Source organism: Cardinium endosymbiont cBtQ1 of Bemisia tabaci (assembly GCF_000689375.1).
GTDB lineage: Bacteria > Bacteroidota > Bacteroidia > Cytophagales > Amoebophilaceae > Cardinium.
Map to the genome: position 1 here is coordinate 522447 of NZ_CBQZ010000001.1, position 13260 is coordinate 535706.

The following is a 13260-nucleotide window of genomic DNA, read 5'->3' on the forward strand; positions in this document are numbered from 1 at the left end:
TCTATCAAATTAAATACTGGCTTATGCAGCTTTTTAGATCTGGCTTAAACGTAACCAAACATAATTTGGGTAAGCTTATTATTAATAATATTATTAATAAATTTAATTTAAAAACATTAGAAACTAATAATACAAAATATATATTAAAAATAAAAGTATAGTGGACCATAAAAAGCAGCATTGGATCATATGCTATTATTTTCTAAATTTACAGTAGTGGTTTAGTGTCTAACTATTAAAATTTTAAGCAAAATGAATAATTATATCAACGATTATACAACCAGCAGGCGTGCCATAGATAATGGATTACAGCGCTATATGGTTAAAGTATATGGGCATATGGCTTTTGGGCTGTTGATTACTGCCATTGCAGCAGCTGCAACGTATACTTTTCCATCTTTTATGCGCTTATTTTTTGAATTTGATCAGTGGGGCAATACCATAACCATAAATCGTACTTTTTGGGGTTATGTGGTGCTATTTGCGCCATTGTGCATTTCAATATATCTATCGTCCAACTTTACCAAAACAACATTTGCTCATTCTAGATTTCTTTTAGGATGCTATGCCGCACTTATTGGGATCTCATTGTCTACGCTAGCATTTATTTATACGATCGATTCTCTACATAAGGTCTTTTTAGTAACGGCTTTCACCTTTAGTGCAATGAGTATCTATGGCTATACGACGAAACGTGATTTAACTGCTTTGGGCTCTTTTTGTATGATGGCGCTTTGGGGCCTTATTATAAGTGGAATAGTAAATTTCTTTTTCCATAGTGATGCAGTTGACTTTGTAAGCAGTTTTATAGGTGTAGTGGTTTTTACTGGTTTTGTAGCATACCACACCCAAAAATTAAGAACACTATACTATGAGGTACAAGATACAGCCTTAGCAGAAAAAGTTGCAGTGATGGGTGCATTCCAACTCTATATTGATTTTATAAATCTTTTTTTATGTTTGTTGCGCTTTTTAGGGCAACAAAAAAGAAAAAATTAACATATCTGAAGGGGCAATCGGGGTAAGGTACATTATCTCAGTGTACCCCCTCAAATGCTAACATTCAGGCTTATAAGCTAAGTTTTTCTATAACATTGGTATGGCATATTGGATATGCATAATGGTTGTCTACTCAAGAGTCCTTCTACGGCCATTTTTATAAGCCAATCGCTGCTTTTTTGAAGTAAAAACAATGTAAATTAATCACATATCTAACTGGTAGACTTGATTTTAAAGACCAGCTCGATTAACTATAAGCCAAAATATTCTTCAACTACAAGGTGCACTACAAAGCTGGTACCTATTTATGGTTTTCAAAGCAATAGGACTATAATATAGCAACAGGTTTTTTAAATAGCTGAAGTCATTCATGCATATCGATAGCAAGATTATTTGGGATAAATGCCTTCTATATATTCAAGGTCAAATCAGTGCACAAGCCTATAAAACTTGGTTTACTCCTATTATAGCCAAAGATTTCAAAGATGGTATCTTGACCATTCAAGTCCCTAGTCAATTTTTTTATGAATGGTTAGAAGAACACCATTTACCATTACTCAAGCAAGCAGTACGGCAAGAAATAGGCCCCCATGGTAAACTAGCCTATGCAGTTGTGATAGACAAGGGTAATAAAAAACAGAAGTCGTTGATGGTCCACTTGCCTACCTATCCAGGGCCCACACCAAAAGGAGCCATTCCACAACTACCTACTATTTCAGAAAATGAAATTTTTCGATTAAATCCCAATTATATTTTTAATAACCTTATAGAAGGAAGTTGCAACCAGCTAGCTAAATCTGCTGCACAAGCAGTCGCAAAGCAACCAGGAGAAACGGCTTTTAATCCACTGACACTTTACGGAGGTATAGGATTAGGGAAAACGCATATTTCTCAAGCAATTGGAAATGAGGTTAAAACATTTTTTCCAGACAAAAAAGTAGCCTATGTTTCCTCGGAAAAATTTACCACGCAGTTTATAGAAGCGCTGCGTAACAACTACGTTCAAGCTTTTACAGGGCAATATCTAACAGTAGATTTACTTATTTTAGATGATATACAGTTTTTAGCTGGTAAAGAAAAAACACAAGAAATCTTTTTTCATATTTTTAATCATCTACATCAACTAAAAAAACAAATTATTATTACAAGTGACTGCCCACCGCGTGATTTAAAAGGATTACAAGAACGGCTGCTTTCCCGATTCAAATGGGGTTTAACCGCAGATTTACAGTGTCCTGATTTTGAAACCCGCGTGGCCATTATACATAGTAAGATGGCAGCTGATGGCATTACCTTTTCCTCAGATTTAATCGATTACATTGCCAAGCATGTGGATACCAATGTACGAGAATTAGAAGGAGTACTTATTTCGCTTATTGCACATGCTTCATTGACCAAACGGGATATCAACTTAGCCTTGGCACAACAGGTTTTAAAAGACATTGTAGCACAACAGCCCACTTGCGAAACGACTATTGAAGCGATACAACAACAAATAGTAACCCACTATACCATATCTTTGGATGCACTCAAGGGTAAATCCCGTAAAAAAGAACTTGTAATCGCTCGACAAACTGCCATGCATCTGATCAAAAAATATACGACGCACTCTTTAAAAACTATAGGCGCTTACTTTGGTGGAAGGGATCATACAACGGTGATACATGCTATAGGGGTTATAGATGACCTATTGGATAAAGATCCGCAATATGCCAAGTTCTATGCATCACTTGAAAATAAGATCAAAGCAACATTAAAATAAAAAAGTATCTATTAAGGCCAGTGTATTACCAGACAATAGGCGTTTGGCCTGTGGCCAGTAGATAACCATTTGTCTTACTAAAATGTCTATTTTGAAAAAATCCTCTATGGGCAGATAATGGAGAAGGGTGTGCCGATTTTAGTACTAGGTGTTGCTCCCCATCAATAAAGTGTCCCTTTTGTTGGGCATAGCTTCCCCATAGTATGAAGACTACATGTTGCTTGCGATCCGCAATAGCTTTTATCACTGCATCGGTAAAAAGCTCCCACCCTTTTTTCTGGTGAGAGCCTGCCTTATGTGCTTCCACGGTTAAAATTGCATTCAATAACAATACGCCTTGCTTGGCCCAATCATCCAACGAGCCAGATGTTCGCTTTGGCGTGTCCATATCTGCTTGCAGTTCTGCAAAAATATTCTGTAATGAAGGAGGAAAAGACATGGTTGAAGGAACGGAAAAAGACAACCCATCTGCTTGCCCTGGACCATGATAAGGATCTTGTCCTAAAAGGACGACTTTGGTATGGGTAAAAGGGGAGAGCTCAAAAGCCCTAAATAGGTTTTTAGCTGCTGGATAGATAATACCATTTTGGTAAGCCTCCCTGACGTAATCGGTTAATTTCTTAAAATAGGGTTTTTCAAACTCTGTAGAAAGTTCATTTTTCCAGGATGATTCTATTCGTATATTCATACTTGCAAGTCTTAAGTGAAAAAGATAAGTTTGTAAAAACTTTAACATGCATAGCATAGACTACAAAATACAATTTATTCCAAAAATAAACTTGATTTTATCAATTTATTTTTAGAGATTTGTTTGTGTTGTCCACTATTTCAGGGTTGGGAATTATTTAATATAACATGAGACATTACGAAACAGTATTTATACTATCACCAGTACTTTCTAGCGATGAAATAAAGGCATCTATAGCTAGATATAGATCTTTTTTAGTGGAGCGTAATGCAACAATAGCACATGAAGAAGAGATAGGTTTAAAACCATTGGCTTACCAGATCAAGCATAAAAAAAATGGGGTATATCATTTGATAGAATTTGTAAGCGAACCCAGTTTAATTAAGGAGTTAGAAGTTACTTATGCACGAGATGAGGCAATATTGCGTTTTTTAACATTTGCTTTAGACAAGCATGCATTAGCGCATAACATGGAAAGAAGATCAAATGGAAAAAAAGAATCTAAAAAAGAACTATAGCCCTATGACTTTAGTAAACGAATCAATACAAAAAAAAACAATTACTAAGAAATTTTGTCGTTTCAAGCGGTATGGTATTAAGTATGTAGATTATAAATGCGTTGAGTTTTTAATGAAGTTTCTCAATGAACAAGGGAAAATATTACCTAGACGCATTAGTGGAAATAGTTTAAAATATCAAAAAAAAGTAGCACGTGCAGTAAAGCGTGCCAGGCAACTTGCTTTGCTTCCTTATGTAGCGGACAATTTAAAGTAAACCAAAAATGGAAGTAATATTAAAAACTGCATATAAAACATTAGGAAACAAAGGGGATATTGTTTCGGTTAAAGCTGGTTATGCTAGAAACTATCTTATCCCTGAAGGGCTTGCTGTTGTGGCAAATGTTACAAATAAAAAAATTGCATTTGAAAATGCAAAACAAGTAGCACAGAAAAAGCTAAAGCTAAAAGCTGATGCGGAGGCACTTTTACCACTGCTCAGATCGGCTAAGGTGGTAATAGCTGCAAAGGTAGGTGAAGGTGGTAAAATATTTGGCTCTATTACCCCTTTGCAAATTGCTAAGGCACTTAAAGCAAAAGATATTGGCGTAGATCATACTAAGATAACCATTGAAGACCCTATTAAACAAATAGGAAATTATCAAGCCGTTTTAACCTTGCACGAAACGGTTTCTTATACATTAACTTTTGATGTAGTTCCTGCTTAGGGACTATCCTGCTCCTGGGGGCTTCTTAATAGCGTGTGAAAGGGCAATTGTTGCTAAAAACTCTTTTACAGTATCATTTTTTTGTTTTTTGTTTTTTTTGATAAAAGCTATAGAAGCCCCTTCCCCATTTATACTTAAAAATATTATAGCTGTAATATTTTTCTTTCTAATAATATTATATTGGATATCTTGGTAAAGATTGTGCCTTTAAACTGGCAAAGTCTTTTACCTGATACTTATAGCAGGCTGTAATGGCTACCATAGCTGCATTATCTGTACAATAGGCCATAGCGGGTATAAAAACGGTCCAATGATGTTGTATAGCCAACTGCTTGAGCTGCTGACGCAAATGGCTATTGGCAGCCACACCTCCTGCCAATGCAATGGTGGCAATACCGGTTTTTTGAGCAACTTGAGTCAATTTAGCCAATAACATACGCACCAACACCGCTTGAATACTGGCACAGATATTAGCCCGATTGGCTAATACAAATTCAGGGGTTTTGCTTCGAATAAAAAATGCAAAAGCTGTTTTTATACCACTAAATGAAAAATCAAAATTGGGCATATGGGTAGATGGAAAGGCAAAAGCATTCGGGTCACCTTCTTGGCTATAGTGGTCTATTAAAGCGCCACCTGGGTAAGGTAATCCCATTAAATGGGCTATTTTATCAAAGGCTTCTCCTACCGCATCATCTTGGGTTCTGCCTAAGACCTCCATAGCACAATAATCTTTTACCAATATAATCTGCGTATGCCCTCCACTAACAGCCAAACAGAGAAAAGGGAAAGTAGGCTTAGGATCATCGATAAAATTAGCCAATACATGGGCTTGAATATGGTGGACACCTATTAAAGGAATGCCAAGAGAAAAAGCCAATGATTTGGCAAAACAACTTCCAACCAAAAGGGGGCCTAGTAACCCTGGACCTTGTGTAAATCCAATAGCATGTAATACAGATTTGTGAAGGTTGGCTTGTTCAAGTGCAGCGGTTACAACAGGAATAATATTGATTTCATGTGCACGCGCAGCAAGTTCTGGAACAACACCACCATATTTTTGATGGATCAATTGACTCATGACCACATTACTGACTATTTTTCCATTATGGCTTACAGAAGCAGCTGTTTCATCGCAAGATGATTCAATGCCTAAAATGGTTAATTGTTTTTGCATAGCCTGTTCTTTTAGCTGAAATTTTGGATATTATACTGCCATTGGCTTAGCAAAATAATCAAACGTAGAAACCTTTTTAGCCCAAATGATTTGCCCGTATACCCCCTATTGCTCAAAAATATAGCAAAAAATTGGGCGTAATACCAAAGATGATAACTACTTTTTAAGTAAAACTAGTTAAACATATGTCTAATAATAGAAGGGGTTGCACCTTTGATCTAGCAAAAAGTAAGTAAATGACTTTACCCTTCCTGTAGTGCTTCTACAATCTTTTTTTGCGTTAACCATTTAATCGAAAAATATAACGCAACAGAAAGCGTCACAAATATCAATAGATTAGGAAATAAAATGGCTTTCCAATGGGTATAAATGGGTACGTAACGCATATAGTAAAGGGCTGGTTCAAGTGTAATACATCTATAGTGCGCTTGCAAAAAAGACAAACCTAAACCTAAAATATTCCCATACAACATGCCCATACATAGGGTACGCAGACTATTATACAGCAAGATGGCATATACTTCATAAGCCCCCAAAACTTTCAATATGGCTACCATATAACTACGCTCCATAAGTTGGACGATAAGAGTAGCTACCATGGTACATCCTGCTACCAATAGTATAAAGAGCATAAAAATAGTTGTATTCTTTTGAATAATAGCCAGCCAATCATAAAAATTAATGTACTTACGTTGCGTGGATATAAGACGTAAATCATCATCTATAAGGCGCAAAATGGTATTGCGTAATGGTTTGGTCGGGGTTACATGGTCTTTTAAAAAAATGGTATATCCATTTACTGTTTCTGCAGACCAGTTATGTAAACGTTGCATAAGACGCATATCACAAAAAGCTAAATTTTCATCTATATCACTTAAATACGTACAATAGATACCTACAATTTTTAATTTTCGGTAGCGTACTGTAGGATGCACCGTATGGACCACTACACTATCCCCTAGCGTGATAGATAGTCTTTGCGCAAGATGATGGCTAATACATAATTCATTTTGATAGGTAGCTTTGGTTAGATGGGGTAGTCTACCTACGATTAAATACTCCTCCAATGCAGTATGGGCCACCATAGGATCTATTCCTTTACACCATATGCCCTCTACGCCTACCTTTGTATGGATGAGCATAAGCATTTGGATAAATGGGGTTACTTTTTCAATGGGACTTGGTAAATCAGCCATCAATCGGCTGACTTGCGAAACTTGAACAGATGTGGCAGGGGCTGCCAAGCCACTATATTTGGTAATTTCAAAATCTCCTCCAAAAGTGGTTATTTTTTTTGTAATTTCTTTTTGGAATCCAAGAAGTACCATTGAAGCGATTAATATAGCTGCTGTACCTATGGCAATGCTTAAGGTAGCGATTTTAGATATGGTAGCAGAAAAAACACCACTGCTGCATTTTCTGACTCGGTTTGCCACAAAGACAATCCAGGAAATAGTCTGAAAAGACAACATGAAGAAGCTTAATAAGCCTGGGCAAAAACCACCCGTCTTATAGAGGGTTTTCCGGAATAGATACAAGAACCCAGCTCTTCTTGCCCATCCAATGGTATACACCGAATGGTTGCTTTTGTTTCAGCTTTAATTTTTTCTTCTGTTTCAGTTGTTCCATCCCAATGTGCCAACAAAAAGCCTCCCTTGGAAGCGATAAGCTTTTTAAAGGTTGCATAATCATCCACTAATACGGTACGTTGTTGGTGTATCCTAAGCGCCCGTTGGTAGATATGGGTCTGGATCGTTTCCAACCAATCGGTAACTTGTTGGAAACAATGGTCGATAGGAATGGTTATTTTCTCTTTTGTATCCCTACGGGACAATTCAACTGTTTTATTTTCCAAATCATTAGGCCCTACTGCTAGACGAATAGGGACACCTTTTTGTTCATATGCAGCAAATTTATAACCTGGCTTGCGGAGGTCACTATCATCTAACTTTACCCGAATACCTTGGGCAACCAATGTAGCTTGCAAACCAGCCAATTGGGCCACTATTGCAGCACGTTGGACTTTTGTTTTGTAAATAGGTATCATTACGACCTGTATGGGCGCAATTTTAGGTGGCAATATCAAGCCATCGTCATCCGAATGGATCATAATCAGTGCGCCCATCAAACGGGTTGTTATACCCCAAGAAGTACCCCACACGTAGTCTCGTAGACCCGCTTGATTGGTAAAAGTTACGTCAAAAGCTTTGGCAAATCGTTGGCCTAGGTAATGAGCGGTACCAGCTTGTAAGGCTTTGCCATCCTGAAGGAGAGCCTCAATGGTATAGGTGGTTTCTGCACCAGCAAAACGCTCATGTACGGTTTTAACACCCTTTATTAAAGGTATGGCCATATAATCTCTAATAATGCGTTCATACAAATGCAACATTTGCAAAGCTTCTGCTTGGGCTTCTTCTTGCGTAGCATGAGCGGTATGGCCTTCTTGCCATAAAAATTCTGTAGTACGTAAAAAGAGTCTGGTGCGCATTTCCCAACGGACTACATTAGACCACTGATTGAGTAAAATAGGAAGATCTCTATAGGATTGAATCCAATTTTTATAGGTACTCCATATAATTGTTTCTGAGGTAGGACGGACAATAAGTTCTTCTTCTAACTTAGCAGCAGGATCAACCTCTACACTACAACCGTCTTCAGCCACCTTTAAACGATAATGGGTTACAACGGCACATTCTTTGGCAAAGCCTTCTATATGTCCTGCTTCTTTGCTGAAATAAGACTTTGGAATAAGTAAAGGAAAGTAGCCATTGACATGGCCAGTTGCTTTAAAAGCGCCATCAAAAACACTTTGTAATCTTTCCCAAATGGCATAACCGTAGGGTTTAATAATCATACAGCCTCGTACAGAAGCATTTTCTGCCAGTCCTGCACGGACGACTAATGCATTATACCAAGCGGAAAAATTGGATGCTCTCGTCGGTAAAGGGGTCATAGGCAATGGATCAGGAAAGTATCTAATATATAGCTAGTAAATAGGACGTACCCCTAACTTAATTTGGGCAGAAAGAAAAACAAGCCTATAAGCCGGGTTCTGTAATGCCCTAGAGGGCACTGCTTGTCATTTATCTGGAGCCATAATCACTTATGGCTTCTAGCAGCCTACCCGCATGGCTTAGAAACGAACGAGCAGCCCGCCACGCTTATAGCGTGTACATGTTTATTTGGCCTTGCAATCCCTAAGGTTTACCCTGCCCCTATTGTCACCAATAGAGCGGTGAGCCCTTACCTCACCTTTTCACCCTTACTGGCTCTATTAAAGCCAGCGGTCTATTTTCTGTGGCACTTTCTGTCACATAGATTTGCTTCTATATGCCTTCCTGTTAGGAAGTAGGGTGCTCTATATTGCCCGGACTTTCCTCTTTGGTATTTAATTACCAAAGCGACAAGCCAGCTTGTTTTCCTAGTACTACTAATTTACAAAGTGGCATAACCTATTCCAACGGATGCCACTAAAAAAAGAGTGGCTCCTATTTGAAGACAACAAGACCATAACCGCTTTACCCAGAATATAGTCTTCTGGAATAAAACCAATGAATCTAGAGTCATGAGATTGATCTCGATTGTCTCCCATCGCAAAATAATAATCCTTACAAAAAGTATAAGCGGCTACTTGCTGGCCATCTATCCAACATTCAGTTTGGGTAAATCGAATATTTTTTTTTCCTTCAAATTTTTCGATGACAGGACGATACAATAGAATATTTTCTGGGTTGATTGGAATAACCATTCCCTTTTTAGGCACCTGAAGGGGACCAAAATTATCTTTGGTCCACGTCAAAGCAGGATGACAAGGGTAGATACTAGAGGAAAGGTTGTCTACGTCATCTTCTAGTGGAGCTACTGACTGTATATAGGCAGGTAGCATGGTATTCAACTGCTGTACTTTTGCTGGGGTCGTATAAATAATATAGCCTTCACAACCGGGCAGAGTAGATGGAAGAGGGTTTTTAATACCATTTTTTTCAAAAAAAGCAGCTGTTAAGTGGCGCTTGGTTTTCATAAAATAACGATACTGAGCTCTATCTGCTGGATCCGCTAATGCACCATTTACATAAAGTTGCTTGTGTCTTATGTGCAACAAATCACCAGGGAGTGCGATGCAACGCTTTATCCAATAGTCTGTTAAATCTGGCGGAGCATGGCCTATTGGCGTATTAAAAACAATAATATCATTGCGCTTTATTTTACTCAGTCCAGGCAATCGATATTGTGGCAATTGAAGCCAGTCAAGATAGGAAGGAATTTTTGTAAATGGAATGGTTTGATGGGTAATAGGAATCTGCAAGGGAGTAGCAGGTGTACGGGCTCCATAGTGGAGCTTACTAACCAAAACAAAATCGCCGGTTAAAAGTGTGGGCTCCATAGAAGCGGAAGGTATAACATAAAGGCCAATAACCATCCAACGGATAAAAGAAGCTGCCATAGCAGCAAAAAAAATAGAACTTATCCAATCCCGAATAGCACCTAGAGCGGAACTAAGCGCTCCCTGTTTTTGAGATGCAAAAGAAGTCTTCATACGTGCGCTTCGTTATAAAATACCTACAATAGGAGACCGTTGCAATAGGGTAGTAAATTTTAGAATAATCAACTACCTTCTTGCATCAAAGGTTCCAGCTGAAACTGTTTCAGTTACTACACTTATTTTTTCTTTTATAAAATTTATTGCCCTATCCCTACTTAACTGATTATGCAATTTGGTATAATAGTTACTTCCTTCACTACCCTGTAGAAAAGAAAGTGCACCTGTATGAATAGCGGCATCATTTTCTTCTAGCTGCAAACCATTGTGACCAGCATAATCAATATAGGCACGCTTGGTTTCATCGACTACATCTGAAGCAGTAACTGCTAAGTTATTTTGACGGACTATATTACTCAATAACATCTCCCATTTTAAACTTTCTTTATATGCATCATAGTAGTCTTCTACTGCCGCTAATGTTGCCTCTGGATTATTAACCATAAGCCATCGTTTAAGAAAAGCTTCTGGTAAATCAACTGTATTATGTTTAAAAAGGGCTTCTTGCAAATCTTGATAAAATGCATGACGTGCTTCTGCACGCTTGTCAAATAAAATAATTTTGGCAATAGCCTCTCGGAATTCATTTTCAGAATGGGCTACTCCTTTTCCTAAGACAAGATCGAAAAGGGGAGGTTCAATAGCCATCGGTACAACTCGAACAATTTTATCAATGGTAAAAGTAGCAGGCCAAGCAGATTCATACTTTTTAAAAGCAACAAAGGCACTAAAACTGACCCCTAAAAGGGCAGGAAAATGGTCTTTGAAACTCTCTTCTGTGAGGATTACTTTTTGACCAACACGACAGCCTATCAATGCTTGTCTTAAATGTTCAGGAATGTGCATGATAGAAATACGAATGTCTAGACCAACTGCACCCGTACTATCTACCAATGTACCATATAGGATACTGTCCATTGCACTTTCTTGAAGATCTGAAACTTGACCATGGACCATTTGGAGCCCTTGCAAAAATTCATCTACTAATTTAGATTCAACATGATCTATTTCAAATTCAGTAATAGAAATATTTGGGTCAAATGCAACAGGCCGTTCTTCGATTAAGCCAACTTCATAAGAGAAGGTAAAAGTATCTTGATTTTTAAGATCTATCTCTTGTAAGGGGGTAACCAAAATTGGATCCATAAAAACAGGAATACGCTCTTCTAGAATATAATTTTTTAAAGAGGCTACCGCTATTTTATGTAGTTCTTCAGCAAGAATAGAAGAACCATGCATCTTTTTAATAAGATCTTCAGGAACAGATCCCAATCTAAACCCCTTTAAACGAACGGTTTGGGCATAATGCTTAAGTTGCTTTGCAACAGCTGACTTATAGTCCAATTCATGTAACGTAATGGAGATAACCCCATGGTTGGGATTAAGCTTATTAAACTGAATATCCAAAGTAAAACAGATTTAAAAGATAAGATAAAAACAGACTTTTGTTATGCATAAAACATATACCGTACTAGTGCGGATGGAGGGACTCGAACCCCCACACTTTTCAGTACTAGATCCTAAGTCTAGCGCGTCTACCAATTCCGCCACATCCGCAGGAGTAAAAAGAAGGTACCAAAAAGCTCCCTCACAAAATTAGAAAAAACAGGCTTCCCAAGCAAATAGGAAAGACTAGGTCAATGGCTTTATGGTAGCTGTTTGGTCCCAGCGCATTGTGGCATATTATATAAACCAACAAATAATTGGATATAATTTTGTAGAATTACGGATTGGATTTTAAATTTTAGTAATGGATGCGTATGATATGGTACAGATACAAACACCACCAAAAATAGAAGCCGCTTTCCCACTGATTGGTGCCCATACCTCTACCCAAGGAGGACTCCATAATGCATTATTGCATGGCGCAGCAATAGGTGCCACTACCATACAACTTTTTACCAGTAACCAACGTCAATGGAAAGGTACCACACTGGACCCAGCAGAACTGGATAAATGGCACCATACGTTGGAGGTTACTGGTATCAAACAAGTGATGAGTCATGCTAGTTATTTGATGAACCTGGGCTCCAACAAAACAGACTTATTGGCTAAAAGTCGTGCAGCTTTTTTGGAAGAAATAGAACGTTGCTTAGCTTTAAAAATCAGCTATTTAAATTTTCATCCAGGTGCTGCAACGGGAGACAGTACACTAGCATGTTTAGACCGAATTGTGCAAAGTTTACTAACCCTTGAGCCACTTTTTCAACCAGAAACTACTTTACGTTTGCTTATAGAAACTACTGCAGGTCAAGGCTCCATAGTGGGCGATTCTTTTGAAACATTGGCCTATATAGTCGATCGAGTCAAAACAGTAGTGCCGATTGGGGTTTGCATAGATACTTGCCATATTTTTGCAGCAGGCTATGACATCCGTACAGTAGATGGATGGGCAAATACATTGGCCAAATTTGAATCAGTCGTTGGCCTAAACCACCTCTATGCGCTACATGTGAATGACTCCATGGCGCCACTTGGTTCAAGAAAGGATCGCCACGCTAACTTAGGAAATGGGGCAATAGGTATGGATGGTTTCAAAGCCATGATGCGCCATCCAAAACTTCACACCATTCCCAAATATTTGGAAACCCCTAATGGTGCAACCATGTGGACAAAAGAAATAGAATTGCTCCGTAGCTATGTAGCTTTTTATTTATAATTTGTTCTTTACAATGTTCAGTTAAACGCAAACAATAATTCAGATACATTAATTAAAAGTCATGAAAAACAATAATTTCTTATTTATTTGGTTGTTGGCATTGAATGCCTGTAGTACTCTAAATATAAAACTTTTTCTTGCTAAACCTCTACTGAAATAATAATACGAAATACTTACAAAAAACAAGTGTATATATATAACATCCAATTA

The 13260-nt window shown here is 37.9% G+C and carries 12 protein-coding genes, 1 tRNA gene and 1 other RNA gene; 6 read left to right on the top strand and 8 right to left on the bottom strand.

Going from position 1 to position 13260, the window contains the following annotated elements; translation table 11 throughout:
* Positions 1-252 precede the first annotated feature (252 nt).
* Both CHV_RS02390 and dnaA read left to right on the top strand, forming a co-directional pair.
* Positions 253-999 carry a Bax inhibitor-1/YccA family protein gene (locus CHV_RS02390; protein WP_034576888.1) on the top strand — a complete coding sequence of 249 codons (747 nt, stop codon included), beginning with the start codon at positions 253-255 and terminating at the stop codon, positions 997-999.
* A 370-nt stretch (positions 1000-1369) separates the two neighbouring features.
* Positions 1370-2761, top strand: coding sequence for a chromosomal replication initiator protein DnaA (dnaA, locus tag CHV_RS02395; protein WP_034576890.1), 1392 nt, complete (start codon positions 1370-1372; stop codon positions 2759-2761).
* 25 nt (positions 2762-2786) lie between these two features.
* Here dnaA and CHV_RS02400 read toward each other — a convergent pair whose 3' ends face one another.
* Positions 2787-3449: a uracil-DNA glycosylase gene (locus CHV_RS02400; RefSeq protein ID WP_034576891.1), complete on the bottom strand. Its 663-nt coding sequence runs from the start codon at positions 3447-3449 to the stop codon at positions 2787-2789.
* Between the two features lie 167 nt (positions 3450-3616).
* Here CHV_RS02400 and rpsF point away from each other — a divergent pair, with 167 nt between their 5' ends.
* From rpsF to rplI, 3 genes are read left to right on the top strand one after another with little or no spacing between them, the layout of a single operon-like run.
* Positions 3617-3967: a 30S ribosomal protein S6 gene (gene rpsF, locus CHV_RS02405; RefSeq protein WP_034576893.1), complete on the top strand. Its 351-nt coding sequence runs from the start codon at positions 3617-3619 to the stop codon at positions 3965-3967.
* Positions 3968-3971: 4 nt separating this feature from the next.
* Positions 3972-4223: a 30S ribosomal protein S18 gene (rpsR, locus tag CHV_RS02410; RefSeq protein WP_014934802.1), complete on the top strand. Its 252-nt coding sequence runs from the start codon at positions 3972-3974 to the stop codon at positions 4221-4223.
* Between the two features lie 7 nt (positions 4224-4230).
* A complete protein-coding gene (rplI, locus tag CHV_RS02415; protein WP_034576895.1) occupies positions 4231-4674 on the top strand; it encodes a 50S ribosomal protein L9 in 444 nt (147 codons plus the stop codon).
* 175 nt (positions 4675-4849) lie between these two features.
* On the opposite strand, the gene tsaD is transcribed toward rplI, so the two are convergent.
* The 7 genes from tsaD to CHV_RS02445 all read right to left on the bottom strand — a co-directional run bounded on the left by tsaD (position 4850) and on the right by CHV_RS02445 (position 11948).
* Positions 4850-5851 (bottom strand): tRNA (adenosine(37)-N6)-threonylcarbamoyltransferase complex transferase subunit TsaD, encoded by a 1002-nt coding sequence (gene tsaD, locus CHV_RS02420; RefSeq protein WP_034576897.1) that lies wholly within the window; start codon positions 5849-5851, stop codon positions 4850-4852.
* Between the two features lie 242 nt (positions 5852-6093).
* Positions 6094-7323 (bottom strand): ABC transporter permease, encoded by a 1230-nt coding sequence (locus CHV_RS02425; RefSeq protein WP_034576898.1) that lies wholly within the window; start codon positions 7321-7323, stop codon positions 6094-6096.
* An 8-nt stretch (positions 7324-7331) separates the two neighbouring features.
* Positions 7332-8804: a proline--tRNA ligase gene (gene proS, locus CHV_RS02430; RefSeq protein WP_034576899.1), complete on the bottom strand. Its 1473-nt coding sequence runs from the start codon at positions 8802-8804 to the stop codon at positions 7332-7334.
* 72 nt (positions 8805-8876) lie between these two features.
* Positions 8877-9271, bottom strand: an RNA gene (rnpB, locus tag CHV_RS04835) — RNase P RNA component class A.
* 10 nt (positions 9272-9281) lie between these two features.
* Positions 9282-10388 carry a signal peptidase I gene (gene lepB, locus CHV_RS02435; RefSeq protein ID WP_034576901.1) on the bottom strand — a complete coding sequence of 369 codons (1107 nt, stop codon included), beginning with the start codon at positions 10386-10388 and terminating at the stop codon, positions 9282-9284.
* Between the two features lie 72 nt (positions 10389-10460).
* Positions 10461-11798: a trigger factor gene (locus tag CHV_RS02440; protein ID WP_034576903.1), complete on the bottom strand. Its 1338-nt coding sequence runs from the start codon at positions 11796-11798 to the stop codon at positions 10461-10463.
* Between the two features lie 68 nt (positions 11799-11866).
* Positions 11867-11948: transfer RNA gene (locus CHV_RS02445), tRNA-Leu, on the bottom strand.
* Positions 11949-12141: 193 nt separating this feature from the next.
* On the opposite strand from CHV_RS02445, the gene CHV_RS02450 reads away from it, so the two are divergent.
* Positions 12142-13050: a deoxyribonuclease IV gene (locus CHV_RS02450; RefSeq protein WP_223245669.1), complete on the top strand. Its 909-nt coding sequence runs from the start codon at positions 12142-12144 to the stop codon at positions 13048-13050.
* Positions 13051-13260: the final 210 nt, after the last annotated feature.

Bases quoted from the DNA above. Each gene is read 5' to 3' on its own strand.
- CHV_RS02425 (WP_034576898.1), bottom strand. From the start codon at position 7,323: ATGTTGTCTTTTCAGACTATTTCCTGGATTGTCTTTGTGGCAAACCGA.
- dnaA (WP_034576890.1), top strand. From the start codon at position 1,370: ATGCATATCGATAGCAAGATTATTTGGGATAAATGCCTTCTATATATT.
- rpsR (WP_014934802.1), top strand. From the start codon at position 3,972: ATGACTTTAGTAAACGAATCAATACAAAAAAAAACAATTACTAAGAAA.
- tsaD (WP_034576897.1), bottom strand. From the start codon at position 5,851: ATGCAAAAACAATTAACCATTTTAGGCATTGAATCATCTTGCGATGAA.
- CHV_RS02450 (WP_223245669.1), top strand. From the start codon at position 12,142: ATGGATGCGTATGATATGGTACAGATACAAACACCACCAAAAATAGAA.
- CHV_RS02400 (WP_034576891.1), bottom strand. From the start codon at position 3,449: ATGAATATACGAATAGAATCATCCTGGAAAAATGAACTTTCTACAGAG.
- CHV_RS02390 (WP_034576888.1), top strand. From the start codon at position 253: ATGAATAATTATATCAACGATTATACAACCAGCAGGCGTGCCATAGAT.
- proS (WP_034576899.1), bottom strand. From the start codon at position 8,804: ATGACCCCTTTACCGACGAGAGCATCCAATTTTTCCGCTTGGTATAAT.
- rpsF (WP_034576893.1), top strand. From the start codon at position 3,617: ATGAGACATTACGAAACAGTATTTATACTATCACCAGTACTTTCTAGC.
- rplI (WP_034576895.1), top strand. From the start codon at position 4,231: ATGGAAGTAATATTAAAAACTGCATATAAAACATTAGGAAACAAAGGG.
- lepB (WP_034576901.1), bottom strand. From the start codon at position 10,388: ATGAAGACTTCTTTTGCATCTCAAAAACAGGGAGCGCTTAGTTCCGCT.